The 26,466-nt window shown below is 65.6% G+C and carries 24 protein-coding genes, 1 tRNA gene and 1 rRNA gene; 8 read left to right on the plus strand and 18 right to left on the minus strand.

The window, feature by feature from the left end; translation table 11 throughout:
- Positions 1 to 182: 182 nt before the first annotated feature.
- The 5 genes from DQ353_RS11515 to DQ353_RS11535 all read right to left on the minus strand — a co-directional run bounded on the left by DQ353_RS11515 (position 183) and on the right by DQ353_RS11535 (position 3,023).
- Entirely contained in the window at positions 183 to 947 is a 765-nt protein-coding gene (locus DQ353_RS11515) for an ABC transporter permease (RefSeq protein ID WP_113762890.1), read from the minus strand.
- Positions 944 to 1,777, minus strand: coding sequence for an ABC transporter ATP-binding protein (locus tag DQ353_RS11520; RefSeq protein ID WP_113762891.1), 834 nt, complete (start codon positions 1,775 to 1,777; stop codon positions 944 to 946). The genes DQ353_RS11515 and DQ353_RS11520 overlap by 4 nt, the downstream gene beginning before the upstream one ends.
- A 24-nt stretch (positions 1,778 to 1,801) precedes the next feature.
- Positions 1,802 to 2,164, minus strand: a complete 363-nt coding sequence (locus tag DQ353_RS11525) for a DUF1048 domain-containing protein (protein WP_113762892.1) — start codon at positions 2,162 to 2,164, stop codon at positions 1,802 to 1,804.
- A 2-nt stretch (positions 2,165 to 2,166) separates the two neighbouring features.
- Positions 2,167 to 2,517, minus strand: coding sequence for a PadR family transcriptional regulator (locus DQ353_RS11530; protein WP_113762893.1), 351 nt, complete (start codon positions 2,515 to 2,517; stop codon positions 2,167 to 2,169).
- A gap of 433 nt (positions 2,518 to 2,950) precedes the next feature.
- Positions 2,951 to 3,023: transfer RNA gene (locus tag DQ353_RS11535), tRNA-Lys, on the minus strand.
- 295 nt (positions 3,024 to 3,318) lie between these two features.
- Between DQ353_RS11535 and DQ353_RS11540 the strand changes: the two genes are divergently transcribed.
- The 3 genes from DQ353_RS11540 to DQ353_RS11550 all read left to right on the plus strand — a co-directional run bounded on the left by DQ353_RS11540 (position 3,319) and on the right by DQ353_RS11550 (position 5,910).
- Positions 3,319 to 3,978 carry a hypothetical protein gene (locus tag DQ353_RS11540; RefSeq protein ID WP_113762894.1) on the plus strand — a complete coding sequence of 220 codons (660 nt, stop codon included), beginning with the start codon at positions 3,319 to 3,321 and terminating at the stop codon, positions 3,976 to 3,978.
- Between the two features lie 284 nt (positions 3,979 to 4,262).
- On the plus strand, positions 4,263 to 4,877 hold the full coding sequence (locus DQ353_RS11545; RefSeq protein ID WP_113762895.1) for a hypothetical protein: 615 nt from the start codon (positions 4,263 to 4,265) through the stop codon (positions 4,875 to 4,877).
- Between the two features lie 7 nt (positions 4,878 to 4,884).
- Positions 4,885 to 5,910, plus strand: a complete 1,026-nt coding sequence (locus DQ353_RS11550) for an inorganic phosphate transporter (protein ID WP_113762896.1) — start codon at positions 4,885 to 4,887, stop codon at positions 5,908 to 5,910.
- A gap of 69 nt (positions 5,911 to 5,979) precedes the next feature.
- Here the strand turns inward: DQ353_RS11550 and DQ353_RS11555 are convergent, their stop codons facing one another.
- From DQ353_RS11555 to pstS, 5 genes are all read right to left on the minus strand, one after another.
- Positions 5,980 to 7,011 carry an Ldh family oxidoreductase gene (locus DQ353_RS11555; RefSeq protein WP_113762897.1) on the minus strand — a complete coding sequence of 344 codons (1,032 nt, stop codon included), beginning with the start codon at positions 7,009 to 7,011 and terminating at the stop codon, positions 5,980 to 5,982.
- A 290-nt stretch (positions 7,012 to 7,301) separates the two neighbouring features.
- The gene (gene pstB, locus DQ353_RS11560; RefSeq protein WP_113762898.1) at positions 7,302 to 8,081 is read right to left on the minus strand and encodes a phosphate ABC transporter ATP-binding protein PstB; all 780 of its coding nucleotides are present in this window, start codon (positions 8,079 to 8,081) and stop codon (positions 7,302 to 7,304) included.
- A gap of 51 nt (positions 8,082 to 8,132) precedes the next feature.
- Positions 8,133 to 9,284: a phosphate ABC transporter permease PstA gene (gene pstA / locus DQ353_RS11565; protein ID WP_113762899.1), complete on the minus strand. Its 1,152-nt coding sequence runs from the start codon at positions 9,282 to 9,284 to the stop codon at positions 8,133 to 8,135.
- Positions 9,284 to 10,216, minus strand: coding sequence for a phosphate ABC transporter permease subunit PstC (pstC, locus tag DQ353_RS11570; RefSeq protein WP_113762900.1), 933 nt, complete (start codon positions 10,214 to 10,216; stop codon positions 9,284 to 9,286). Before pstC ends, pstA begins: the two co-directional genes overlap by 1 nt.
- Before the next feature lie 150 nt (positions 10,217 to 10,366).
- The gene (gene pstS / locus DQ353_RS11575) at positions 10,367 to 11,482 is read right to left on the minus strand and encodes a phosphate ABC transporter substrate-binding protein PstS (RefSeq protein ID WP_113762901.1); all 1,116 of its coding nucleotides are present in this window, start codon (positions 11,480 to 11,482) and stop codon (positions 10,367 to 10,369) included.
- 226 nt (positions 11,483 to 11,708) lie between these two features.
- Between pstS and DQ353_RS11580 the strand changes: the two genes are divergently transcribed.
- The 3 genes from DQ353_RS11580 to disA all read left to right on the plus strand — a co-directional run bounded on the left by DQ353_RS11580 (position 11,709) and on the right by disA (position 15,478).
- Positions 11,709 to 12,836 (plus strand): FUSC family protein, encoded by a 1,128-nt coding sequence (locus tag DQ353_RS11580; protein WP_113762902.1) that lies wholly within the window; start codon positions 11,709 to 11,711, stop codon positions 12,834 to 12,836.
- Between the two features lie 56 nt (positions 12,837 to 12,892).
- On the plus strand, positions 12,893 to 14,284 hold the full coding sequence (gene radA, locus DQ353_RS11585; RefSeq protein ID WP_113762903.1) for a DNA repair protein RadA: 1,392 nt from the start codon (positions 12,893 to 12,895) through the stop codon (positions 14,282 to 14,284).
- A 117-nt stretch (positions 14,285 to 14,401) separates the two neighbouring features.
- The gene (disA, locus tag DQ353_RS11590) at positions 14,402 to 15,478 is read left to right on the plus strand and encodes a DNA integrity scanning diadenylate cyclase DisA (protein WP_113762904.1); all 1,077 of its coding nucleotides are present in this window, start codon (positions 14,402 to 14,404) and stop codon (positions 15,476 to 15,478) included.
- Between the two features lie 25 nt (positions 15,479 to 15,503).
- Here the strand turns inward: disA and DQ353_RS11595 are convergent, their stop codons facing one another.
- A complete protein-coding gene (locus tag DQ353_RS11595; protein WP_113762905.1) occupies positions 15,504 to 16,124 on the minus strand; it encodes a hypothetical protein in 621 nt (206 codons plus the stop codon).
- 103 nt (positions 16,125 to 16,227) lie between these two features.
- On the opposite strand from DQ353_RS11595, the gene DQ353_RS11600 reads away from it, so the two are divergent.
- Positions 16,228 to 17,223 carry an iron-sulfur binding domain-containing protein gene (locus DQ353_RS11600; RefSeq protein ID WP_181578350.1) on the plus strand — a complete coding sequence of 332 codons (996 nt, stop codon included), beginning with the start codon at positions 16,228 to 16,230 and terminating at the stop codon, positions 17,221 to 17,223.
- 28 nt (positions 17,224 to 17,251) lie between these two features.
- On the opposite strand, the gene DQ353_RS11605 is transcribed toward DQ353_RS11600, so the two are convergent.
- The 5 genes from DQ353_RS11605 to lysS all read right to left on the minus strand — a co-directional run bounded on the left by DQ353_RS11605 (position 17,252) and on the right by lysS (position 22,783).
- Positions 17,252 to 17,758, minus strand: coding sequence for an amino-acid N-acetyltransferase (locus DQ353_RS11605; RefSeq protein WP_113762906.1), 507 nt, complete (start codon positions 17,756 to 17,758; stop codon positions 17,252 to 17,254).
- A gap of 140 nt (positions 17,759 to 17,898) precedes the next feature.
- Positions 17,899 to 20,412 (minus strand): ATP-dependent Clp protease ATP-binding subunit, encoded by a 2,514-nt coding sequence (locus tag DQ353_RS11610; protein ID WP_113762907.1) that lies wholly within the window; start codon positions 20,410 to 20,412, stop codon positions 17,899 to 17,901.
- A 228-nt stretch (positions 20,413 to 20,640) separates the two neighbouring features.
- Entirely contained in the window at positions 20,641 to 20,961 is a 321-nt protein-coding gene (locus tag DQ353_RS11615) for a histone-like nucleoid-structuring protein Lsr2 (RefSeq protein ID WP_071214548.1), read from the minus strand.
- Positions 20,962 to 21,081: 120 nt separating this feature from the next.
- Positions 21,082 to 21,258, minus strand: a complete 177-nt coding sequence (locus tag DQ353_RS21665) for a hypothetical protein (protein WP_181578351.1) — start codon at positions 21,256 to 21,258, stop codon at positions 21,082 to 21,084.
- 1 nt (position 21,259) lies between these two features.
- Positions 21,260 to 22,783, minus strand: coding sequence for a lysine--tRNA ligase (gene lysS, locus DQ353_RS11620; RefSeq protein ID WP_502696396.1), 1,524 nt, complete (start codon positions 22,781 to 22,783; stop codon positions 21,260 to 21,262).
- A gap of 94 nt (positions 22,784 to 22,877) precedes the next feature.
- Here lysS and DQ353_RS11625 point away from each other — a divergent pair, with 94 nt between their 5' ends.
- Positions 22,878 to 23,750: an alpha/beta fold hydrolase gene (locus DQ353_RS11625; protein ID WP_113762909.1), complete on the plus strand. Its 873-nt coding sequence runs from the start codon at positions 22,878 to 22,880 to the stop codon at positions 23,748 to 23,750.
- A 66-nt stretch (positions 23,751 to 23,816) separates the two neighbouring features.
- Here the strand turns inward: DQ353_RS11625 and DQ353_RS11630 are convergent, their stop codons facing one another.
- Positions 23,817 to 25,820, minus strand: a complete 2,004-nt coding sequence (locus DQ353_RS11630; protein ID WP_113762910.1) for a M13 family metallopeptidase — start codon at positions 25,818 to 25,820, stop codon at positions 23,817 to 23,819.
- A 570-nt stretch (positions 25,821 to 26,390) separates the two neighbouring features.
- A 5S ribosomal RNA gene (rrf, locus tag DQ353_RS22740) occupies positions 26,391 to 26,466 on the minus strand; the annotation flags it as partial.

A 26,466-nucleotide genomic window follows, 5' to 3' on the forward strand; every position in this document is an offset into this window, starting at 1 on the left:
TGTCGCGGATCTTCCCGATCTCCGCCCTGCCCTGCCGGGCCGGCCAGGCAGCCGCGCCGGGCCCTCCACGACCCACGCTTCGCAGGGAACGACGAAGACGGCGTTGGCTTGGGTTTTCACAAGCCAACCCCGCCTTGTCGCGTGGCGTTCACGGTAGCGGCGGAGCGGCGGGCCCCGCCGCCTCAGCGGATCTTGCGGCGGTATCTGGCGATCGCGAATCCGTAGGAAACGACAAGGATGCCGAGCAGCCAGGCCAGGGCGATCCAGATGTCGTTGCCGACCGGCTCCTGGGCGAACAGGGCCCGGATGGTGTTCACGATGGATGTCACCGGCTGGTTCTCGGCGAACCACGCGACGGGGCCGGGCATCGAACCGGTGGGCACGAAGGCCGAGGAAATGAATGGCAGGAAGATCAACGGGTAGCTGAATGCGCTCGCCCCGTCGACCGTCTTTGCCGAGAGTCCGGCGATCACTGCGATCCAGGTCAGCGCGAGGGTGAACAGGACCAGGATTCCGGCGACCGCGAGCCAAGCGCCCACCGAAGCCCCGGTGCGGAACCCCATGAGCAGCGCGACGCCGACGACCGCCGCAACGGAGACCAGGTTCGCGGCCAGGGATGTGAACACGTGGGCCCAGAGCACGGACGATCGGGTGATCGGCATGGAGGCGAGGCGTTCGAAGATGCCGCCCTGCATGTCCAGGAACAGCCGGTAGGCGGTGTACGCGACTCCGGAGGCGATCGTGATCAGCAGGATGCCCGGGAGCATGTAGTTGACGTATGACTGCCCGGAGCCGGTGTTGATCGCGCCGCCGAGCACGTACACGAACAGCAGCATCAGGGCGATCGGGGTGATCACGGTGGTGATGATGGTGTCGGGGCTGCGCAGGATGTGGCGCAGCGAGCGGCCCGTCAGGACGCCGGTGTCGGCCAGGACGTGGGCGGTCATTGGATTTCCTTTCCCGTCTGGACCGTGCCGGCGGCGCGGCCGCCCGTGGCGGTGTCGATCCCGCCGTTCTCATCCACGAGGGCCAGGAAGACCTCTTCGAGGGAAGGCTGCTTCTCGACGTATTCGAGCTTGGCGGGCGGGAGCAGTGCCTTGAGTTCGGCAAGGGTGCCGTTTTGGATGATGGTGCCCTTGTGCAGGATCGCGATGCGGTCCGCAAGGGTCTCTGCTTCGTCGAGGTATTGCGTCGTGAGCAGCACGGTAGTGCCGCCGACGGCAAGGCCCCTGATGGTCTGCCACACCTCGAGTCGGGCCTGTGGATCCAGTCCGGTGGTGGGCTCGTCGAGGAAGATGACCGGCGGGTTGCCGATCAGGCTCATCGCAATGTCGAGCCGGCGGCGCATGCCGCCGGAGTACGTCGAGGCCTTGCGGTTTCCCGCCTCGGTAAGCGTGAAGCGGGCCAGCAGGTCATCGGCGATTGCGCCGGGGTCCTGCAGGTGGCGGAGCCTGGCGATCAGTACCAGGTTCTCCCGGCCGGTGAGCACCTCGTCGACCGCGGCAAACTGGCCGGTAAGGCTGATCGACTCGCGTACTTCCCCCGGCTGGGTGGCGACGTCGAAGCCGTTGACCGCCGCGGTGCCCGCGTCGGCCTTCAGCAGCGTCGAGAGGATCCGCACCAGGGTGGTCTTGCCGGCGCCGTTGGAGCCGAGCAGCGCGAAGACGCTGCCCGCACGCACGTCGAAGTCGACGCCCCGCAGCACCTGCAGGTCCTTGAAGGATTTCTCGATGCCCCGCACCCGGATCGCGGGCACTGGGGCTAAATTCGTTTCCATGGGGGTTTCTCCGTTTCCGGTGGGTCAGGCTTCGTCAACGGACTGGTCGATGGCTTCGTTCAGGCGTTTGCGCTCCTTGTTGATCCATTGGCCATCCGCGTAGTTTGCGATGAAGGCATCTGCGAACTCGACCGGGTCTTCCCCGACGACGTCCCGGATCGGGGTGCCGTCCGCGGCGGCTCGCTCGATCAGGTCGGCGAGGTCCTCGAACATCTGCATGAAGATATCGCCCTTGACGATCGACCCGGCATACATGAAGTAGCGTTCGATCCCTTCGATTGCCGTTCGGTAGCTCGCGGGGAGTTGTTCCTTGCGGGCCTTGTACTGGCGCCAGCGTTTCTTGTCTTCGAACGATCCGGTGACCAGTTCGATCCATTTTGCTGCCATGTCTACTCTCCTGTTTCCTGCGTGTTTTCAATGTGCTGCCTCAGCTGCGCGATCCGTTCCGCAAGGAAGCTCCAGGTCCCCCAGAACTCCTCGAGGTACTCGCCGCCCTGCGCGTTCAGCGAGTAGACCTTGCGCGGCGGCCCCTTTTCGGACGGGACCTTTTCGACGTCCACGAGGTCGCGCTTCTCGATCCTGATCAACACGGCGTAAACCGTGCCCTCGACGATGTCGGAGAAGCCCTCGTCGCGCAACCGGGCAGTGATCTCGTAGCCGTACGCCGGCCGCACGGCCAGGATCGCGAGGATCATGCCCTCGAGCGTGCCCTTGAGCATCTCGGTCATCTGCTTGCCCATCGAACCCCTCCCCCTGACTACTCTGTACTACTATCTACCACTAAATAGTAACACTGAATAGCGGCCGCGCAAGAGGGAAAGTTCACGAATTTTGGTCGTTCGATTTCGGCAGTGGGGCACCGTCCTTCACGTGCCCAGGGCGCCCCGGGCAGCCCGGGCCGGTCGCCATCGCCGGCCGATTGACGCCGGCGGCTGGGTAGCTCGCGGGGCCGCCGGCGAGCGCAAGCAACAGGTCGACGACCGAATGGAACAAGGGGCTTGGAGCCAAGTCGATACAGGCCGGGGCAAGGCAGTCCATCGACCGACTCGGGCCGGAAACACGCACCGGCACCTTGGCGTGACGCGGGTCGACTACGGGACCGGGCTGCCGCTTGCCAAACCATCCGGGAAACAAAAGGGCCCCGCTCTCCCAAGGAGAACGGGGACCGATCTGTGCGCCCTGCGGGGCTCGAACCCGCGACCAATGGATTAAAAGTCCAGTGCTCTACCAACTGAGCTAAAGGCGCATTGGCACTTAGCCATCACCCATATTAGCGGATAACCCGGCATCTTCTGGACATCCTTGCCAGATTCAACCGGCACTTGGAACCCGGGGGTTTGCGATGGTCACCCTCGTCATGGCCACGCTGGCCACCGACTTCCTGGCTCGGGCAGGAAGCGGCCCAATTCCAACTGGTGGTCCTCGCCGGCCTGGCCCGGGCGGGGCAGCGGCCGCACCGGTCTCCACGCCTGTTGCCTCCGGTTCGGCCCGCCTGCCCGCCGATGGGTAACTATCCAGCAGGGCAGAGTATCCTCTAGCCCATGAAGGGCCACCCAGCATTGACTCCACCGGCAACCACGTTCCGCCACCACAAACCCAAACCGTTCGCACCCATGGACTTCGATCCCTTCGAGGGCGGCGCCGATCCGGCACGCATATCGGAGGCCGCACACCTCTCCGCCCAGGCCCTGGTGCAGGCCGGAAAACTCAACAACGACCCCGAGGTCCGCGAACGCCTGGTGCGGCTCGCCGAGGACGAGGGCCTGGAAGTCATTGCCGAGCTCTGGTCAAAGGCACCGGCACGGTCGCTTCCCGGCTCCCTGTGGCGCTTGTATGCGATCCGTGCCGCGACGGTCGGCAACCCCGAGGCCATGGCGTCCTTCTTTGCCGCCGGAGCCCATCTGGCCCAGGTCGAGCGCGTCGTGGCCGGCGCCGCGGAGCCCCCCGGCGCCGAGGAACTGTGCGCCATGACCAGCTCGATCCTCAGCGGCGCCTTTGACGGCGAGTTCGACGTGGCGCTCGAGCGCACCGCCGCATACTGCCGGGTCATCGCGCTGGGCCAGGCCGAACAGGCCGACGCGGCCGAGCTTTCACACCCGGCGCGTGCCACGCTGATGACCAGCCGGGCCCATGCCCTGGTGAAGACCGCCGAGGACCTGGAATCCGCCGCGGCGTCATGGCGGCGCGGGGAACTGGACTGAAGGGTTCCTTCACGCTGCGCGCGAATATCGGGCCCCCCGTGTTGACAGAAAGGCCTGTTTCCTAGAAAACTGGACTCACGGTGCCGGACCGCGGCAGCCCCGGGCTCCAACTTTCAGCCGCCACGAGCGGCCTTCCGCCGAGAGGCGCTCCCGGTTCGGCACCGCCAACTTCTTCCCCGCATTCGCAGGGGACGCGCTTCACGCCGCCCGGCACGGGCTTGTTAACCTTGGGTGAGTAAACTGGGCTTCGACCCGCACTTTCCTTTCCATCCGGTGGTATCTTCGTGAAGTTTAGATTGTTCCCTTCGGACACGCGTGGCCTTGAGCTCCTGCGTGACCTGTCCACCGAGGTCCACCTATGCGTCGGCGTGCTCTCCGAAATGCTTGGATCCGACGAGGACCGCGAACTGCACCTCGAGGCGCTCAACGCCTCCGAGGTCAAGACCACCGACCTGCACTACGCGGTGCTCACCCACCTGCGCACCAGCTACGTCAACCCATTGCCGCGCGAGGATGTGTACACCTTTTCCCGGCTGCTGCACGAAGCGGTGGAGCAGCTCAGCGGCGCCGGGGAGCTCATCTCCCACCTGGGCAAGCGCCAGCTTTCGCACCGGGCGGCCGAACAGCTTGAACTCATCGGGCGGCAGGCCGAGCTCACCACCCTGGCCCTGGGCCAGCTGACCCGCCTGGACGACCTCGAGGACCTGTGGCTGGAACTGGTGCGAATCTCCAAGCGGGCGCACCGGACCCACCGGACCTGGGTTGGGGAGATCGGGGAACTGAGCAAGGCCGGAACCATTATCCGCCACCGCTCGGTCGCCGAGCAGTTCCTGGCCTCCGCGCAATCGCTGCGCGCCGTGGCCGACCACCTTGGCCGTGTCCTGGTCAAGGAATCCTGAGCCGGGCGTGATTACCGGACAATCCTTCATGATGGTCGTGGTGCTGTTGTGCACCTGCGCCTTCGCGTTCCTCAACGGCTTCCGCGACGCCTCGAACTCCGTCGCCGTCGCGGTGCGCAACCGCGCGCTGACCCCCACCTATGCGGTCCTGGTGGCGGCGTTCTTCACCTTCGCGGGCACCATGCTTTCGACCAGTTTCGGGGTCTACCTGATCTCGGCGGTGGAGCTGAACGTCCCGACCGGGACCCCGGGCCTGGCCCTGCTGCTTTCCGCGTTGCTGGCGGGCGGCGCCTGGGCGCTGCTGTGCTGGTGGCGCGGGTTGCCGGTGTCCTCCACGCATTCGCTGATCGCGGCGCTTGCCGGGGCCTCGGGTGCCTCCGCGTTGCTGGGCAACGACGGCGTGCATGACGCCTGGCGGATGCTCGCCGGGGGGGTGCTTCTGCCGCTGGTCTTCACCCCGGTCTTCGCCTTCGCCGTCTCCTACACCCTGGTCATCCCCGTCACCTGGCTGGTGCGCCATTCCACGGCCTCAGACGTCAACGGCGTGTCCCGTGCCGGCCAGGCCATCGCGGCGTGCGCGGTGGCCCTGGGCAACGGGCTGCAGGATGGCCAGCGCACCGGAGCCTTCCTGACCCTGGCCCTGGTGACCGCCGGCGCCGCCGAACCCGGGTCCATCATGCTCGGCCCGCAGCTGCTCGGCGCTGGCTGCCTGGCCGCGGGCGTTCTCTTTGGCGGCTGGCGCATCGCCCACACCCTTGCCTACAGGCTGGTCAACATGGACCCGTTGCGCGGCATGGTCGCCCAGTCGGTCTCCGCGGCCATGCTCTTCCTCGGCGCCATGCTGATCCACCTGCCGATCTCCACCACCCAGGCGGTCACCAGCTCGATCGTCGGGGCCGGTGCAAACCAGCGCTTCGAGTCTGTGGCCTGGCGGCACGTGAACCTCATCCTGCGGCACTGGGTCGCCACCCCACTGGTGTGCGCCGTCGTGGGCGGGATCCTGTACCTGGCCATGCACCCGCTGGTGAGCTGACCGGCGAGCGCGCGGCGCACGGTGGGCAACAGCCCTTGGCCCGTTGCACTTGGTTGTTGACGTTGGGTGTCAGTGCCCCTGGATGGCCCCGGGCATCGCCAGCTTCAGTTCCCGGGCGATCCGCCCGAGTTCCGACCAGGTCTTGGCGTTGAGAGCCACCGGGTGTCCGGCGGGGTAGCTGTCCCCCACCGACGGGCCTTCGCCGGGTACCCGGACGGGTCCGCTGCCGGCTTCCGTCTCGCTGGATTTCACGTGGCCAATGAACTCCTCGACCTGCGCGGTGAATTCGTGCAGCTCGCGCAATTGCGCCACGTCGATCGCGATGACCAGGGTGCCCTGGTGGTCGGCCGTCTTACGCTCCGAGACGGTCTCGGAACCCGTCAGCGCGCCACCCAGGGCCTCGACCAGCAGCGCCAGCCCGAAGCCCTTGAACCCGCCAAAGGGCTTGAGCAGCCCGTCGGGGGTCACCCACTGCTCGGACAGCGCCGTGCCGCGGTCGCGTTCCTCGGCCAGCCTGCCGCCGGCCACCGTGCTGGTGGCAAAGTCGATGACCAGGTGCGGTGCGCTGGCGCGCGGGACCCCGGCGGCAATCGGGTTGGTCGACAGCCGGGCCTGGGTGCCGCCCGGCGGCACCACGACCTGTCCGGCACCGTTGTTGTTCCCGAACAGCAGGGTCGCCACCCCGGCATTGGCCGCTTCCTCGCAGAAGGGGGCAAACCGCCCCGCATACTCGCTGTTGCGCACCGCGACGGCGGCGATCCCGTTGGCCTTGGCACGGGCCACGGCCAGCGCCGTGGCATCGCGCAGCGCAAAGTGCCCGTAGGTGCCGTTGCCGTTCATGCGCACCAGGGAGCCGGTGTCCAGCTCGATCGAGGCCCGGGCCCCGGGCTGCGCGAATCCCTTCAGCGCCCGGTCCACGTACTCGGGAAGCCTGCGCATGCCGTGCGAGGGGTGGTTGGCCAGCTCCGAGGCGATCAGCTGGTCCGCCATGTAGGCGGCGTCGGTCCCGGATGACCCGACCGCGGCCATGGCCTTGGCGACGAATCCGTGCAGGTCCCCCGCCCGGCTGCTCCGGTGCACCGCTGCGGTTTCTTCGCTCACGTTGTTTCCTTCTGTGGGGGGGTGTACTGGCTCCCCACCATACCGACGGAAAGCGCCCGCCGTGGCCAGGCCCGCTGATGCGGCTCATCCACCCCGTTCGTCCCCCGGCAAAACGGGCCCCGGGACTAAACGAGGCAACGGCGGAGGAATGCGCAAGACTCGTGCGCATTCCTCCGCCGTCGCGATCCCCCTCCAGGGATCCCCGGAAGATCCCCCTTCCGGTACCGCCACCACGACCCGTTCGGCCATGGCGGCGAATTCTGCTGTTGCGTGTTTTCCCCGGGCGGGGATTATCCGAAGCGGCCCGAGACGTAGTCCTCGGTGGCCTTGACCGACGGGTTGGAGAAGATCGTCGCGGTGTCCGCGTACTCGATCAGCTTGCCCGGCTTGCCGGTTCCGGCGATGTTGAAGAACGCGGTCTTGTCGCTCACGCGCGCGGCCTGCTGCATGTTGTGCGTCACGATCACGACGGTGAACTCGCTCTTGAGCTCGTTGATCAGGTCCTCGATGGCCAGGGTGGAGATCGGGTCCAGGGCCGAGCAGGGCTCGTCCATCAGGATCACCTGGGGCTTCACGGCAATGGTCCGGGCGATGCACAGGCGCTGCTGCTGGCCGCCGGAGAGGCCCGATCCGGGCTTGTCCAGGCGGTCCTTGACCTCGTTCCAGAGGTTGGCGCCGCGCAGCGACTTCTCCACCAGCGAGTCGGCGTCGGACCTGGAGATCTTCTTGCCGTTGAGCTTCACCCCGGCCAGCACGTTGTCCTTGATGGACATGGTCGGGAACGGGTTCGGGCGCTGGAAGACCATGCCGATCTGGCTGCGCACGGTCACCGGGTCGACGCCGGGCTCGTAGAGGTTGTCCCCGTCCAGCAGGACCTCGCCCTCGACGCGGCCGCCGGGGATGACCTCGTGCATGCGGTTCAGGGTGCGCAGGAAGGTGGACTTCCCACAGCCCGAGGGGCCGATGAACGCGGTGACGGACTTGGCTTCGATTTCGATGTTGACATCTTCAACGGCCAAGAACTTGGAGTAGTAGACGTTGAGGTCTTTGACGTCGATGCGCTTTGACATGGTGGTTGTTCCTTAGAAAGTTTGTGCGTGTCGGGTCCGGAGCCGCAAAGCTCAACGGCCCTTCTTGGGGGCGAACAGGCCGGCAACCAGCCGGGCGCCGAGGTTGAGCACCATGACCATGACGATCAGCAGCAGGGCCGCGGCCCAGGCACGCTGGATCGAGGGGTCCACGTTGGTCGGCGAGGTCGGGGTGAGGATCTGGTAGTAGATGAACGTCGGCAGCGTTGCCATCCAGTTGCCAAAGACGTTCACGTTGATGTTGTTCGCCAACCCGGCGGTGACCAGGATCGGTGCGGTCTCGCCGATGACGCGGGCGATGGCCAGGGTTACGCCGGAGGCGATGCCGGAGATCGCCGTGGGGATGACTACCTTGGCGATGGTGCGCCACTTGCGCACGCCCAGCGCGTAGGCGGCCTCGCGCAATTCGTTCGGGACGATCTTGAGCATTTCCTCGGTGGAGCGGACCACCGTGGGGATCATCAGCACGCTCAAGGCAACCGCGGCGACGATACCCATCCGGGCGGTGGGGCCCAGCAGCACCGCGAACAGCGCGGTGGCGAACAGGCCGGCGACGATCGAGGGGATGCCCGTCATGACGTCCACGAAGAAGGTGATGGCGCGGGCCAGCGGCCCGTTCTTGCCGTATTCGACCAGGTAGATGGCGGTCAGCATGCCCACGGGCACCGAGATGACCGTCGACCACAGGGTGATCAGCAGCGTGCCAATGACCGCGTGGTAGGCCCCGCCGAGCACCGGGGCGCCGTTTTCGACGCTGGCGTTGTCGACCGCGCCGGTGATCCCGTTCATGGAGTGGAACAGGAAGTGCGTGTTGATGCCCGGCATTCCCTTTTGCAGCACAGTGAACAGCACGGACGCCAACGGGATCAGTGCGAGCAGGAAGGCGGCGTAGACCAGGTTCGTGGCCAGGGTGTTCTTTCCGTGGCGCGGGCCCTCCACCAGCGTGGTGATGACGGTGGAGGCGATGACGAAGATGATGGCGGTGTAGATGGCCAGGGTTGCCACCGAGAATCCGCCGAGCGTGGAGGCCGCGGCGCCCAGGATCAGCGCGGCGGCGGCGATGCCCGGCACAGCCCAGCGGGGCAGGTGGCCCTTGGCCAGGGAGTTGCGCTTGCGGGCAACCGGCGGCGGGTTCTGCACGTTGCGCGAATCGTTCGGGGTCTTGCGCGTGGTTGTGGCACTCATCAGTTGGCTCCCGAAAATTCCTTGTGGCGGGCGATGATGGCCCGGGCGATGAGGTTGACCACCAAGGTGATCACGAACAGCACCAGGCCGGCGGCGATCAGCTCGGCCAGGCGCAGGCCGAAGGCCTCGGGGAAGTTCAATGCGATCTCCGCGGCGATGGTCTGGTTGCCGGACTTGATCAGCGACGGAATCAAGCCGCCGGTGGACAGCACCAGGGCCACGGCCATGGTCTCGCCCAGGGCGCGGCCCAAGCCGAGCATGACGGCGGAGACGATGCCGGGGCGCGCGAAGGGCAGCACCGACATGGTGATCATTTCCCAGCGCGTGGCACCCAGCGCGAGCGCGGCTTCCTCATGCAGCTTCGGGGTCTGCAGGAAAATCTCGCGGCTCAGCGAGGTGATGATGGGAAGGACCATCACCGCGAGCACGATGCCGGCGGTGAGGATGGTCTTGCCGGTCTGCGATGCGGGGCCGGCGAAGATCGGGATGAAGCCGAGGTTCGCGGCGAGCCACTGGAAGGTGGGTACCAGGGCGGGGGCCAGGACAAGGTAGCCCCAGGCGCCGTAGATGACCGAGGGGATCGCTGCGAGCAGGTCGATGACGTAGCCCAGGCCCGCTGCCAGCCTGCGCGGGGCGTAGTGCGAGATGAACAGGGCCACCGCGATGCCCACCGGCGTGGCGATCAGCAGGGCGATGGCCGCGGCGATGACGGTGCCGATGACGATCGGGAAAATGTAGCTGGCGAAGCCTTCGCCGCCGGTGATCAGCGTCGGGTCGGCGGTGAACGTGGGCAGCGCCTGGATGAACAGGAAGATCGCCACCGCAAGCAGCGTTGCGAGGATCAGGATGCCTGCGCCGAGCGCGGCACCGGAGAATACCTTGTCTCCGGCTTGTCCCTTGGATCCGTTGCGCCGAAGCGCGTTGGTAGTCATATGGGTGAGCCTTTGGAATTCGTGCAAACGGCTTCAGGGGGATCGGTTGGCCGTCTGCGCTGGGATGTGTGGAGGGGGTAAGTGTGATGCTACTGCGCCGGCCGGGGAATATCGATGGATCGATCTTCCCCGGCCGGCGGGTGGTGAAAGCTAGGAGCCGACCTTGATGGAGTCGATCGACTTGATGGCCGCTTCGCTCATCTTCGCAGACAGGGGTGCGTTTCCGGCGGAGGCTGCAGCTTCCTTCTGTCCGGCCTCCGAGAGCACGTACTCGCCGAAGCTCTTGACCAGGTCAACCGTGGCCTGATCCTTGTAGCTGGAGCAGAACACGTGGTACGAGACCAGGATGATCGGGTAGGACCCGGATTCGGTGGTGTCGCGCTTCAGGTCCAGGGACATGTCCAGTGCGCCGCGGCCTTCGACCGGGGTGGCTGCCTCGACGCCCTTGGCGGCGGCCTCGGAGGAGATCTTGGTGAAGTCCGCGCCGACCTTCACGTTCACGGTGCCCAGCTTGCCCACGGCCGAGTGGTCGGCGTAGGTGATGGCGCCTTCGGTGCCGGTGGTCGTTGCCACGACACCCGAGGTGCCCTTGGCGTTTTCGCTGGCCAGGTCCTTGGGCCAGTCGCCGGAGACCTCGTAGGTCCACACATCCTTGGCCGCCACGGACAGGTAGTCGACGAAGTTCTCGGTGGTGCCGGACTCGTCGTTGCGGTGCACCACGGTGATTGCGGTGTCCGGGAGGGCGACGCCTTCGTTCGTGGCGGCGATGGCCGGGTCGTTCCACTTGGTGATTTCGAGCTTGAAGATCTTCGCGATGGTGGCTGCGTCAAGGTTCAGTGTTTCGACGCCCGGCAGGTTGAAGGCAACAGCGATCGGGGAAACGTAGGCCGGGACGTTGAAGGCACCTTCGGGGCCGCAGACCTGCTTCGAGGATTCGATTTCCTCGTCCTTCAGGTAGGCGTCCGAACCTGCGAACTGTGCGCCGCCGGCCAGGAATGCCTTGCGCCCCGCGCCGGAGCCGTCCGGGGAGTACTGGACCATGGTGCCGGGATTGGCGGCTTCGAAGCCGGCCTTCCAGGCTTCCATGGCGGACTTCTGCGAGGATGCGCCGGAACCGGTCAACGTGCCGGTTACCGCAGCGGCGGAGCCGCCGGTCGAGGCAGCCGTACCGGCCGTTGCGGTCGGGCTGTCCGAACCGCAAGCGGTCAGGGCCAGGGCAGCGACGGTAAGAACAGCAGCCGCGCTGCCAATGCGATGAAGCTTCACGAGTTATCCTCTTTCAAATGCCTGTCAATGACGAAATGTGTCGTCCTGGTTTGTTCCCAAGGATGCGCACGCCGGCACATCGCTTCAATACGAAGTTAGGCCCCGGAGGTAACCAGCTGTTGCGATGAAGGTGAACGCAAGGTGAACAGCGCCGAATGCGACGCGTGTTTCGGGTCACGTTTCATGCTTTGCCGCCGCGTGCGAAACACGTGACAGACTGTTGCCCATGGGTATCGGATCTTCGGTGAGCGGGGCGTGGGCGTTTGTCCAGCGCCGCAACCGGGTCGGCCTGCGCCGCGTGGGAACCTCGTTCCCCAAGGTGATCCAGATGACCGCCTCCGCGGTCCTGGCCTACTGGATCGCGGAGCAGCTGCTGGGCCATGACGCCCCGATCTTTGCCGCGACCAGCGGCCTGCTGGTGCTGGGCTTCGGAACCCAGACCACGGTGCGCCGCTCCCTCGAGGTCGCCATCGGCTGCACCCTGGGCGTGGCCGTGGGAGACCTGCTGCTGACCCTGCTGGGAAGCGGGCTGTGGCAGGCCGGGTTGGTGCTCTTCCTGTCCCTGATGATTGCCCGGTTCCTTGATTCGGGCCCCATCTTCACCACCCAGCTGGGCCTGCAGTCGGTGCTGGTGGTGTTGCTGCCCATCGGCGCGGCCGGACCCTTCAGCCGCTCGCTCGATGCGGTCGTCGGGTCCCTGTGCGGTCTGCTGATCGTGATGATCTTCCCCCGCGACCCGCGCCGCACCCCGATGGCCGAGCTTGGCAAGCTCCTCGGTGAGCTCTCCGGGGTGTTGCAGGAGTGCGGGCGCGCGGTCAGCACCTCGGATTCGACCCTGGCCTTCCACGCGCTGGTCCGGGCCCGCGGCACCCAGCACTTGATGGACTCGCTGCCCGCGGCACTGAATCTGGCCCGCGAGGTCGCGACCCTGGCCCCGGCGCACCGGCGGCACCGACAGGACCTGGAGAGGTTGAAGGTCGCCGCGGACAAGACCGACCTGGCGGTGCGCAACTCCCGGGTCCTGGCCCGCCGGCTGACCACGGTGATCAACCACGGCGCCCTGACCGACCGCGGGGTCGAGGCGGTGTCCGGGCTGCTCACCGAGCTTTCCGAGGCCGTCGACGCCTTCGGCTATGCGGTGCTGGAAACCAACGAATCCGGGTACCGGAAGGCCGTGGGGCGCGCCAAGCGCGAGCTCGCCGAATGCGCGGCCCGGCTCGATCCCACGTCCCTGCAGGTCAGCGGCATGCAGGGCGAGGGCATGGTGTTGCTGTTGCGTCCGCTGGTCGTCGACCTGCTCGAGGCCACCGGAACCAGCCACGAGGACGCCGTCGCCCTGATGCCGCGCCTGTAGCGAAAACCTGCCGAGGCTCCACCAAAACGTCGGTGCCGGGCACTAGCATCAAGCACATGGCTAAGAACTCCCGCTCCAGGAACACACCCGCATACCGTTGCGCGGAATGCGGGTGGAGCGCGGTGAAATGGGTGGGCCGTTGCGGTGAATGCCAGGCCTGGGGCACCGTGGAGGAAATGGGCGCGGTCTCGGCCAAGACCACCGTGGCCACCACCATCGCCGCCCCCGCCCAACCCATCGGCGAGGTCGATGCCACCGCGGCTTCCTACCGCGCCTCCGGGGTGGACGAGCTTGACCGGGTGCTCGGCGGCGGACTGGTGCCCGGAGCCGTCATCCTGCTGGCCGGGGAGCCAGGGGTGGGCAAGTCCACGCTGCTGCTGGACGTCGCGGCGCGCGCCGCACGCACCGGCCGCAAGGTCCTGTACATCACCGGCGAGGAATCCGCCGCGCAGGTCAAGGTGCGGGCCGAACGCATCGACGCAATGGCCGAGACCCTGTACCTGACCGCCGAAACCGACCTGGGCATCGCGCTGGGCCAGGTGGAAAAGCTCGACCCGGAGCTGCTGATCATCGACTCCGTGCAGACCCTGGCCTCCTCCGAGGTCGACGGGACCGCCGGGGGCATCTCCCAGGTCCGCGAGGTCGCGGCCTCCCTGATCAACGCCGCCAAGCGCCGGAACATGACCACCATCCTGGTCGGGCACGTCACCAAGGACGGCTCCATCGCCGGGCCCCGGCTGCTGGAGCACCTGGTGGATGTGGTCTGCCAGTTCGACGGCGAGCGCCACTCCCGCCTGCGGCTGCTGCGCGCCCTGAAGAACCGTTACGGGCCCACCGACGAGGTCGGCTGCTTCGACTTGACCGAGGCGGGCATCGAGGGCCTTGCCGACCCCTCGGGGCTCTTTGTCACCCGCACCAAGGACCCTGTCCCCGGCACGTGCATCACCGTGACCCTCGAAGGCCGCCGGCCGCTGGTCGCGGAGGTGCAGACCCTGCTCTCGCGCGCAGCCAGCGCCATCCCGCGCCGGGCCACCAGCGGCCTGGACGCCGCGCGCACCCAGATGATCCTGGCGGTGCTGCAGTCCCGGGCGCGCATGGAGCTGGGCGGCCTGGATTCCTACGTGGCCACCGTCGGCGGGGTCAAGCTCAGCGAACCGGCCACGGACCTGGCCACCGCCCTGGCACTGGCCTCCTCCATGCACAACCACCCGCTGCCGCCGCAGTTCGTGGCCTTCGGGGAGGTCGGTCTGGCCGGGGAGGTGCGCCCGGTGCCGGAGATCGGCCGGCGGATCATCGAGGCCGAACGGCTCGGATTCCGCTACGCCATGGTCCCGGCATCACCGCAGCCGCCGAAGAACATCCCGGACTCGATCAGGGTCTTCACGGTCTCCTCGGTGCTCGAGGCGCTGGACATCGCCTTCGAGCAACGCGTCAAGACCGGCGCCTGAGCGTGGCTTCGGTAACAAAGGGGTACCGAAGTGTCCCCGACCTGCCCCAAAGGGCGGGTCGGGGTTCGGAGTTGGCCATACGATAGGTAGTAGTCCCCTGGAAGGAAATGGCCACCCATGTCGAAGAGCCCCGAAGATGCGCTGCGCGCCACGCTGGCCCGCGTTGCACCCGGTACGGAGCTGCGCGACGGGTTGGAACGCATCCTGCGCGGCCGCACCGGTGCGCTGATCGTGTTGGGGCACGACCGGGTGGTCGATTCGATCTGCTCCGGCGGCTTCGACATCGACATTGCCTTCTCCCCCACCAGGTTGCGCGAGCTGGCCAAGATGGACGGGGCGATCGTCTGCGACAAGGACGGTTCCAACATCCTGCGCGCCGGGGTGCAGCTGGTTCCGGACCACTCGATCCCCACCCAGGAATCGGGCACCCGGCACCGCACCGCCGAGCGCGTGGCCATCCAGACCGGTTTCCCGGTCGTCTCGGTCTCGCAGTCGATGCACATCATCGCCCTCTACGTCCAGGGCATCCGCTACCTGCTCGAGGGCTCCGAACCGGTGCTGGCCCGCGGCAACCAGGCTCTTGCCACCCTGGAACGCTACCGCTCGCGCCTCGACCAGGTCACCAGCGCGCTGTCCGCGGCGGAGATCGAGGCCGTCGTGACGGTCCGCGACGTCGCGGCGGTGCTGCAGCGCCAGGAAATGGTGCGCCGCATCTCCGAGGAGATCGCCCAGTACGTGCTGGAGCTCGGCGCCGATGGCCGGTTGCTCGCGCTGCAGCTCGACGAGCTTTCCGCGGGCCTTGGCCCGGGCTCGGACCTGCTGCTGAAGGACTACTCGAACCTGGGCCGCGAGGAACTGGACATCGAGGCGGCGCTGAAGAAGCTGCAGAGCCTTGATTCCACCGACCTGATCGACCTGGGCAAGTTCGCCGCCATCCTGGGCATCAGCCCCGGCATCGATTCGCTCGAGGCCGTCGTGGCACCCAAGGGACACCGGTTGCTCGCGGGCATCAAGTCGGTGCCGCGCGCGGTGGCCGATCGGCTGGTCAACAACTTCGGCGGCCTGCAGCGGCTGATGGCCGCCAACATCGAGGACCTGATGGCGGTGGACGGGATCGGCGAGCAACGCGCCCGCACCGTGCGCGAGGGACTCTCCCGCGTCGCCGAGTCCTCGCTGCTGGACCGCTTCCTCTAAACCGGGACGCCGGCCGGCCGGCGCGCTACTTCAGTTCGAACTTCGCGGTCTCGCTGCCCAGGTCCCCCAGCTTCGCGGTGAATCCGTACCAGCCCGGCCGCGGCTTGGCGCTCACGATCTTGCAGCCCGGAGCGCTGCGCACCCGGGTCCAGGTGAAGCGGGCGGTCTCGCTGGAGCCTGGCTTGATGGTGATTTCGGTGTCCATCGGGTCCTGCACGCAGTCCGAGGTGGAGAAGATCCGGTCCGAGCCGCTCGTCACCGAGAACTCCTGCTGGCTGGTGCCCACGTTGACCATGCACTCGGTTGTCCCCGCGTTCTTGATCGTCATCACCAGCACCGGGTTATCGGCCGGCCCGTGGGTGGCCTGGGCCGTGGATGCCGTGACGAGCACGTCCCCCTCGGGGCACACCGCCGGGCCCGCGGAAGACTCTTCGGTGGGTTCAACCGATGCCTGCGGGGAACTTCCTCCCTCCTGGCTTGCCGCCGGGGCGGCACCCGGATCGGCGGGGCGCAGCAGGGAAGCCATGCCGAATCCGGCCCATGCCAAAAGCCCGAGGAGAACCAGCGTGGCGATGAGCACCGCGAGCCGACGACGCCGAAAAACCCGTGCGGAGGGGCGGGTGGAACGGACCTGCTTTTGTGCCATGCCTCAAGGCTACGAAACCAATCGTTTTGATCCCGACTCCCACGCCGCCAGCTAGAGTGATATCGCCAGCATTCCCCTTCCAGCCAAAGGAATTCCCCTTACCGTGCCGCACCCCGACCTGCCGAGAATCCACCGTGAGATCAACGACTGGTATCTCTCCCACGCCCGCGACCTGCCGTGGCGCCGCGAGTCTGCCGGGCCGTGGTCCGTGATGGTCTCGGAGTTCATGCTGCAGCAGACCCCGGTGGTTCGGGTGCTCCCGGTGTGGGAAGCCTGGATGGAGCGCTGGCCCTCCCCGGCCGCGCTGGCCGCCGAACCGGTCGCCGAGGCCGTCAAGGCCTGGGGCCGTCTGGGGTACCCGCGCAGGGCCCTGCGCCTGCATGCCGCCGCCACCGTGATCGCCAACGAGCATGGCGGCCGGGTCCCGGGGACCGAGGCGGAGCTGCTCGCCCTTCCCGGAATCGGCACCTACACCGCCGCGGCCATCGCGTGCTTCGCCTTCAACGTCCCCACCGTGGTGGTGGACACCAACATCCGCCGGGTCCACGCCCGGCTGGTCAGCGGCAGGGCGTTGCCCGGGCAGAACCAGAACGCCGCCGAACTCGCACTGGCCGCACGCCTGCTTCCCGAATCCGGCCCCGGGAATCCAGACGGCACGGCGCTGGCCAACGGCTGGAACATCGCGGTGATGGAGCTCGGCGCCCTGGTGTGCACGGCCCGTTCCCCGCGCTGCGAGGACTGCCCGGTGATCGAGAGCTGCGCCTGGATTGCCGCCGGGCGCCCCGAACCCCACTACAAGCCCAAGGGCCAGCCGTGGCACGGCACGGACCGGCAGGTGCGCGGGGCAATGATGGCGGTGCTGCGGCACTCCGCCGGCCCGGTGGACCGCTCCGAGCTGCTCGGGGTCCCCGACCTTGCGTTCGAGGGGCCGGACGCCCGCCGGCTGAACCCGGCACGCGAGGCCGAGCCCATCCACCAAGCGTGGGTCGGCCTGCACGCGCTGGAGGCCGACACCGGGCAACGCGAACGCGCCCTGGATTCGCTGCTGGCCGACGGCTTGGCCCAGCAGTCCCCAGCAGGCATCGGGCTGCCGCACTGACCCGGAAAGCACGTGCCCGTTCCGCGGACTAGAAGTGGGTGATCATCCGGGTGTTGCCCAGCGTGTTTGGCTTGACCCGGGCCAGGTCCAGGAACTCGGCCACGCCCTCATCGGTGGAGCGCAGGAGCTCGGAGTAGACCTCCGGGTCGACGGCGGACTGCTCCGCCATCACGGAGAACCCGTTGCGCAGGAAGAAGTCGACCTCGAAGGTCAGGCAGAACACCCGTGACACCCCCAGTTCGCGGGCCTCGACGAGCAGTTTCTGCAGGAGGCTGTGCCCCACGCCGTGGCCGCGCCATCCGGCGTCCGTGGCCAGGGTTCGGACCTCCGCAATGTCTTCCCACATCACGTGCAGCCCGCCGCAACCGATGACGTTCCCCTCCGAGTCTTCGGCAACAAAGAATTCCTGCAGGTTCTCGTAGTAGGCGACCGCTTCTTTTTCCAGCAGTACGCGGTTTTCGGCCAACGGCCGGACCAGGTCTCGGATGCTCTTCACATCGCTGGTCTTGGCGCGCCTCACGGTAAAGGAATTCATCTAAGTATCCTATGCCCGGCACCGGGGCCCGGGTTCAATTGTGTAGCGGCAGCCCCGAACCGTTCCGGTGCATGCAAAACGCCCCTGGGATGGCTTTCCTTGCGGATACCACCCCAGGGGCGCAGTTGCATGCTTCGGGCTTAGCCCTCGATGGCGACCGGTGCCGGCTCGCCCTCGATCTGCGGGGTCCCACCCTCGCCGTGGAAGGTGAACGTCGCTTCGTCTCCCTCGCCGTCGACATCGACCTTGATGTGCTGTCCGGAGACCAGCTCGCCAAAGAGGATCTTCTCCGAAAGCTGGTCCTCGATGTCGCGCTGCATGGTCCGACGCAGCGGCCGGGCGCCCATCGCCGGATCGTAGCCGCGGGTCGCCAGCAAGACGCGTGCGGCCTGGGACAGCTCGATGGTCATGTTCCGGTCCACCAGGCGCTTGCGCAAGCGTCCGAGGAACAGATCCACGATCTCCACGATCTCGTCCTGGGTCAGCTGCGGGAAGACCACCACGTCGTCAACACGGTTCAGGAACTCGGGACGGAAGTGCTGGCGCAGCTCTTCCTGGACCTTGGCCTGCATGCGGTTGTAACCGGTCTTGGTATCGCTGGACGACTGGAAGCCGGTCATGACGCCCTTGGAGATGTCGCGGGTGCCAAGGTTGGTGGTCATGATGATGATCGTGTTCTTGAAGTCCACGACGCGCCCCTGGGAGTCGGTCAAACGGCCGTCTTCCAGGATCTGCAGCAACGAGTTGAACAGGTCGGCGTGGGCCTTTTCGACCTCGTCGAAGAGCACCACGGAGAACGGACGGCGACGGACCTTCTCGGTCAGCTGCCCGCCTTCCTCGTAGCCGACGTAGCCCGGAGGTGCACCGAAGAGACGCGAGACCGTGTGCTTCTCCGAGTACTCGGACATGTCCAGGGTGATCAGCGCGTCTTCCTCACCGAAGAGGAATTCCGCCAGCGCCTTGGCCAGTTCGGTCTTGCCGACGCCTGTCGGGCCGGCGAAGATGAACGAGCCGCCGGGGCGGTTCGGGTCCTTCAGCCCGGCACGGGTGCGGCGGATGGCCTGCGAAATCGCCTTGATTGCCTCGTTCTGGCCGATGACCCGCTTGTGCAGCTCATCTTCCATGTTCAGCAGTCGCGTGGATTCTTCCTCGGTCAGCTTGATGACCGGGATACCCGTGGAGTTGGCCAGGACCTCGGCGATCAGATCGGCATCGACCTCGGCGATCTCGTCGAGCTCACCGTTCTTCCAGGCCTTTTCCTTCTCCGCACGTGCTTCCTGGAGCTTGCCTTCCTTGTCCCGCAGCGACGCGGCACCCTCGAAGTCCTGCGCATCGATGGCGGCTTCCTTCTCCAGGCGGACCGTGGAGATTTCCTCGTCCATGGCCTTGAGAGCCGGAGGCGCGGTCATGCGGCGGATGCGCAGGCGTGCCCCGGCCTCATCGATCAAGTCGATGGCCTTGTCCGGCAGGAACCGGTCGGAGATGTAGCGGTGCGCCAGTTCGGCGGCGGCCACGAGCGCCCCATCGGTGATGGAAACGCGGTGGTGTGCCTCGTAGCGGTCGCGCAGCCCACGCAGGATCTGCGTGGTGTGCTCCACCGACGGTTCCTTGACCTGGATCGGCTGGAAGCGGCGCTCGAGGGCCGCGTCCTTCTCGATGTGCTTGCGGTACTCGTCAAGTGTGGTCGCGCCGATGGTCTGCAGCTCACCTCGGGCCAGCATCGGCTTGAGGATCGAGGCCGCATCGATGGCACCTTCGGCGGCACCGGCACCGACCAACGTGTGGATCTCGTCAATGAAGAGGATGATGTCGCCACGCGTGCGGATTTCCTTGAGCACCTTCTTCAGGCGTTCCTCGAAGTCACCGCGGTAGCGGGAACCGGCAACCAGGGAACCGAGGTCAAGGGTGTAGAGCTGCTTGTCCTTGATGGTTTCCGGGACGTCTCCGCGCACGATCGCCTGGGCAAGCCCTTCGACGACCGCGGTCTTGCCGACGCCGGGCTCGCCGATGAGCACAGGGTTGTTCTTGGTTCGTCGCGAGAGGACCTGCATGACGCGTTCCATCTCGAACTCGCGCCCGATGACCGGGTCGAGCTTGCCTTCGCGGGCCGCGGCGGTGAGGTTGCGGCCGAACTGGTCCAGCACAGCCGAACCTGCCGGTGTGCCTTCGGTTTGGCCGCCGGAGCTGACTCCGGCACCTGCGGTTTCCTTGCCGCCCTGGTAACCGGAGAGCAGCTGGATGACCTGCTGGCGCACCCGGGACAGGTCGGCGCCGAGCTTCACCAGGACCTGGGCGGCAACGCCCTCGCCCTCGCGAATCAGGCCGAGCAGGATGTGCTCGGTGCCGATGTAGTTGTGGCCCAGCTGGAGCGCCTCGCGCAACGAGAGCTCAAGCACCTTCTTGGCACGGGGGGTGAAGGGAATATGACCGGACGGAGCCTGCTGGCCCTGTCCGATGATCTCTTGGACCTGCTCACGCACGGCGCCGAGAGAGATGTTCAGCGACTCAAGGGCCTTGGCCGCTACTCCCTCGCCTTCATGGATGAGGCCGAGCAATACGTGCTCGGTTCCGATGTAGTTGTGGTTGAGCATGCGCGCCTCTTCTTGGGCAAGCACGACAACGCGACGGGCACGGTCGGTAAATCTCTCAAACATGCGGCACACTCCTAGCTAACACGTATTTCGATGCTACGCATCAAATTCGGGCAAGTGTTGCATGTTCGCCCAAGGGATAACATTGTTCACCCTCGGCGTTCAACTTTGGATAAAACAACGTCGAGGAACCGGTTCCATTTCACTGGAGCAGATCCCTCGACGCTTATTCGTATTCCCCACAGCGGCCGGGGGCGCTGGGCCCGCCGGAAGTATCAGGTGCCGAAAGTGTTACTTGGACTTCGAGCGCGACTTCTTCGCCTGGGCTGCATGGTAGGCAGCGATTACATCGGCCTGCAGACGACCGCGGGCGTTGACCTTGACGTTGTTCTCCTTGGCCCAGGCGCGGATGGCCGGAGCTTCCTTCGGGGTGAACTGCTTCGAGGTGCGCGCAACCTTGATGTAAGGCTTAAAGGCTTCACGGAAAGCTTCTGCATTTTCCTCATTGAGGTCAATTTCATAGTGCTGTCCGCCGATGCCGAATACGATGGATTCTACTGCCTCGGAACCGTCGATATCATCAATCAATGCTATTTGGACCTGACGTGCCATTACCGTCTCCTTGCTGGGGTGGGAATTCGCATGAACCAATTAACGGTATTGGCCCACGCTCGCACTCATATCATAAACACAAGTAAGCGCCATTCAGCAAGTGGAAATGAAGATAACAGGCTAATTATCAGCTTTCGGGCTTTCGTTGTCCTTGGCCTGTGCCGCCAATTTAATTTGTTCCTCGACTTCGGCTTCTGCTGCGCGCTCCGTGCGATCCACGTTGGATACAGCACGAATGGCAAACCAAAAGACCAGCGCAACAACAATGGTCGGGACAAGTGCCTCGATATACGGCATTTTAGGCCTCCGGCTTGAGCAGCGGAAAGAGAATGGTTTCGCGGATCCCGGTGTCAACAAACAGCATGACGAGGCGATCGATGCCCAGCCCGATACCGCCCATTGGCGGAGCGCCATACTCCAGCGCACGCAGGAAGTCTTCGTCCAGCTGCATGGCCTCGTCGTCGCCATCCGCCGCCATGCGGGACTGCTCGGTCAACCGCTCGCGCTGGATCACCGGGTCGATCAGCTCCGAGAACGCAGTGCCTCGCTCCATGCCGCCGATGATCAGGTCCCAGGCCTCGATGACGCCCGGCTTGCTGCGGTGCGGGCGGGCCAGTGGCTGGGCAGCCGGCGGGTAATCGTAGACGAAAGTCGGGTTGATGAGAGTCGGTTCAACGATTTCACCAAACAATTCAATGACAAGCTTTTCAGCATCCCATTTTGGATCGACTTTCACTTCATGCTTCTGGGCAATTTCGCGCAGTGTTTCCGCAGAAGTCTCGGGGGTGATTTCCTGGCCCACTCCCTTGGAGAGCCCCGGGTACACCCCAAGCCATGCCCATTCCCCGTCCAAGTCGATGGTTCCCTTGGGGGTCTCAAGCTGGCGGCCGGCGCCCACGGCGTCGGCCGCATTGAGGATTATTTCCTGGATGCGCTCGGCCATCACGAACTGATCTGCGTATGCTTCGTAGCATTCGAGCATTGTGAACTCCGGGGAGTGCGTGGAGTCCACACCTTCGTTGCGGAAGATCCGACCCATTTCGAAGACGCGGTCGATACCGCCAACGACGGCGCGCTTGAGGTATAGCTCGAGGGCAATTCGCAGGGTCATGGGCTGGTCAAAGGCATTCAGATGGGTCTCGAACGGGCGCGCGGAAGCGCCGCCGTGGACCAGCTGCAGCATTGGGGTCTCAACCTCGACATAGCCGCGGGAGTGCATGGTGTCGCGCACCGAGCGGGTGATCGCCGCACGCTTGTAGACCATTTCCCGGGCTTCGTCACGCACGATCAAATCCGCGTAGCGCTGGCGCACGCGGGTCTCTTCGTTGAGGTCGGCGTGCAGGACAGGCAGGGGACGCAGTGCCTTGGAGGCCATCTTCCAGTCGGTGGCCATGACCGAAAGCTCCCCACGCCGGGAAGCAATGACCTCACCGGTGATCAGCACGTGGTCGCCCAGGTCCACCAGGGACTTCCAATCCGCCAGTTTTTCCTCGCCGACGTTGGCAAGCGAGAGCATGGCCTGGAGCCGGGTGCCGGTGCCCTCGGGCCCGCCTTCCTGCAAGGTGGCGAAGCACAGCTTGCCGGTATTGCGCATGAACACGATGCGTCCGACGATGCCAACGGTCACGCCCGTGGCGGTGTCTGGCGCCAGCTCGGGGAATTGTTCCCGGATTTCATGCAGCGAGTGAGTGCGCGCGACGCCCACTGGATAGGCTTCGTCTCCGCGGGCCAACAAAGCGGCACGCTTATCCATGCGCACCTGGCGCTGGTCGTTGGTCTCGGCGGGGTTGGCTACTGGGGCAGTCTTTTCGGCAGTCACAATAGCCAATTCTAGTCCGAATAATCTGAGCGCGGGCTGAGAGGTGTTCAGCAACACCCCGATGCCATTTTCCCGCGCAGAATAGAATGGAGGAATCATGGAAGAAAACATTCTGCGAACCTCCGACGGTGGCTCACTTGCCCTGTATTCATACGGCAATCCCCATGCTCCCGGGCACCGCCGGATCCTTGTTGTCGGCGGAGCGTTCTTGACCGCAATGATCTATCGCCCGTTTGCCGCGGCCCTCGGAGCCAGGTTGGGCGAGGACTGGACGGTGGATGTATATGACCGCCGCGGGCGCGGAAACTCGACCGAGCAGCCTGCGGACTATTCCATGGACACCGAGATCGCCGACGTGGCACTCATGCTCGAACACACCGGGGCGCAAAACCTCTTTGGGCACTCCCTGGGCGGCGCCGTGGTGCTCAATGCAGTGCGCAGCTTCCTGGACCCCGTAGCGAAGGGCACGGGCCCGGTGCCGGCGCGTCTGGCGGTCTACGACCCGGCCATCAATCTTGATGCCTCCATCGACACGACATGGCTGAATGCATTCTCGGACGATGTCGCGGCGGGGAGAAACAGTCGAGCGTTGGCACGGATGCAACGTGGCATGAAGTTTTCGCCCACGCTGGGGAAGATTCCCGAACCAATCCTTGCCGCGCTGCTGGCAGGGACCTCCCGCACCAAGGCCGGAAAGCTGGCCCGCACCATGCTGCCCAGCGGGGTGGGCGAGCTGAAGGCCGCCCTCGAGGAATCGCAACCCGCGAGCGGATTCTCAATCCTCCCGCAAAACACGCGTTTCATGGCGGGAGCCAAAAGTGCGGAGTACTTCCGCTCCACTGCACGGAAGCTGCATGAGGCGGTCCCGGGATCCACCTACCTCGAGACCCCCAAGGGCATGCACGGATCCGTTCCGGCCGCGTTCACGTCGTTGCTCGACGACATCGGCGACTACTTCACTCGTCCCTAGCCGCCGGACCCAAGCATGCCGCCGCCGCCCATCCCTGACGGGAACGGACGGCGGCGGCATTGGCAGTCACCAGATCTTGACGCGATCCTCCGGATCCAGCCACATGCCGTCTCCCGGCTTGGTGCCGAAGGCCTGGTGGAACGCATCCATGTTCTTGGGCACCTGGTTGCAGCGGAACTCGCCAGGAGAGTGCGGGTCCGTGGTGATGCGGGTGATCATGGTCTCCGGACGTGACAGCGTGCGCCAGCATTCGGCCCACGAGTAGAAGAACCGCTGATCCCCGTTCAGCCCGTCAATGACCTCGTCGGCATCCATCCCGCGGGCCGCCAGGTCCAGCTTGTAGGCCGTGTAGGCGATGCCAAGACCGCCCAGGTCACCGATGTTCTCCCCGAGCGTCAGCTTGCCGTTGACATGGTGCTCCGGGGCTTCCGGGGGCACCAGCGCATCGTACTGGTCAACGAGCTTGCCGGTGAGCTTTTCGAAGGCTTCCCGGTCCTCGTCGGTCCACCAGTTCTTCAGTTCGCCGGTGCCGTCGAACTGGGAGCCCTGGTCGTCGAAGCCGTGCCCGATTTCGTGCCCGATGACCGCACCGATGGCCCCGTAGTTGGATGCGGCGTCGCGGTCGGCGTCAAAGAACGGTGAGCGCAAGATGGCAGCAGGGAACGCAATCTCGTTCAGCAGCGGGTGGTAATACGCGTTCACCGTCTGCGGGTACATGAACCACAGTTCTCGATCCACACCATCATCGATCTTCTTCAGTTCACGCAGGAACTCGAATTCGTTCGCCGCGGCGATATTGGAAATGACGTTGTCGTCCACCGTCGAAATGCCGGAGTAGTCGATCCACTCGTTCGGGTAGCCGATCTTCGGACGGAACATCGACAGCTTCTCCAGTGCCTTGTCCCTGGTTTCCGGGCCCATCCAGGAAAGCTCGCCGATGGACTGGCGGTAGGCGTCAATGAGGTTGGCCACCAGCGCGTCCATCTCGTCCTTGCTGCGCTGCGGGAAGTGCTCGGCAACGTAGAGCTGGCCGATGTCCTCGCCGACAGCTCCTTCAGTGAACGCCACCCCGCGCTTCCAGCGATCGCGCAGTTCCTGAACACCGGCGAGCTTCGCGGAGTAGAAGGAAAAGTTTTCATTCACGAATGCGCTGGAGAGGTACGGTGCGTTTGAACGGATCAATTGCACGGCCAGCCAGTGCTGCCAGGAGGCGAGCGGTTCGCTGCCAAGGACCTGTTCAAGGCCCTTGAGATAGCTTGGCTGCCACACGTCGACCTCGGCGAAGTACTTCTCCTCGATTCCTGCGCCTGCGAGCCAGCCCTCCAGGGACGGGATGTGCTCCAACAGCTCGGTGGCTGTCATGAGGTTGTAGCGCGCCTGGGCGTCGCGGCATTTGACCCGGTCCCAGTGGTGGGAGGCCAACGCGGATTCCAACGCGACAACGGCCTGCGCCGCCGTCCCGGTGTCGGTCAACTCGCCCAGGGCCAGCAGCCGGCCCAGGTGCTCCTGGTACTCGCCCAGGAGCTCCGCGAATTGCTCTTCGCGGTAGTAGGACTCGTCCGGCAGCCCCAGGCCGCCTTGGATCAGGGTCAGCAGGTTGCGTTCCGGGGATCCCGCATCCGAACTGGCCCCGGCCTGGATGAACCCGGAAACACCTCGGCGGAAAAATGATCCGCTCAGCACGAGAAGTTCTGCAATGGTGGTGGTGCCGTAGATGGCGGACAGGTCGGCGCGGATCGGTTCGACTCCGCTCGCCTCGATGCGCTCTTCGTCCATGAAGCTGGCGTAAAGGTTGGCGATGCGTTCCTTGCGCCCATCGACGGAGCCGTCGGCCGCTTGGCGGTTTTCCGCGGCTGCCTCAATGATGGCCCGGACCGCTGCCTCAGAGTCGTCTCGCAGCGCCATGAAGGAGCCGTAGCTGCCCTGGTCGGCCGGGATCTGCGCACTTGAGAGCCAAGCGCCGTTGGCGTGGCGATACAAGTCGTCCTGTGGCCTGACGCTCTCGTCGCGATGGTTCTCGCTCAGTTTCGGATCCCCGGCGTTGGTTGCAAGTGACGAATCGGTGCTCATTGTGGTCCTATTCCATTCATCCATACGCGTGCAGCTGCCGTCGCCGCGAATCTGCCACCTCACAACCCAGTTGCTGGCACTGGATCCACTGAGGCTAAGAAACGGGCTGCGACGCGTAGCGTGTTCTACGTCTCAAGGACTCACTTTACGCGTCTGAAACAAGAATTTGACATAATTTCGCGTGGTTATTCCGCTGGTGAAATAGGCCGCGGGATGTGTTTTGCGGAACCGCCAATCGAGACCATTCAATTCATGGAGCACTTTGGGGAAGGTTTCTCAGGAACCAATGGGGGTCATGCGCTGCTCCCGGGCCAATGGCCTGGGTTTCGCTCACCTTGGGGGACAGCCCGCACAGCGAACACCAAAAGTTATCCACAAAAGCTGTGCGTAACTTTTTGGCCGGGTGGCTCGGCGGCCATTGTTGCGTGTGTTGCCGGCCCGGGGTCGGGGTCGGGCGTTAACGGGGTGCGGCCCCCGGCGGATGCCGGGGGCCGCAACGGGCGCCGCCTGGTTCGGGCGTTAAACATCGGAACCCCTGAACAATGATGTTCAGGGGTTCCGGGACGGATTGTCCGGCGGTGACCTACTCTCCCACACCCTCCCGAGTGCAGTACCATCGGCGCGGTGGGTCTTAGCTTCCGGGTTC

This window comes from Arthrobacter sp. AQ5-05, assembly GCF_003287975.1.
Lineage (GTDB): Bacteria > Actinomycetota > Actinomycetes > Actinomycetales > Micrococcaceae > Paeniglutamicibacter.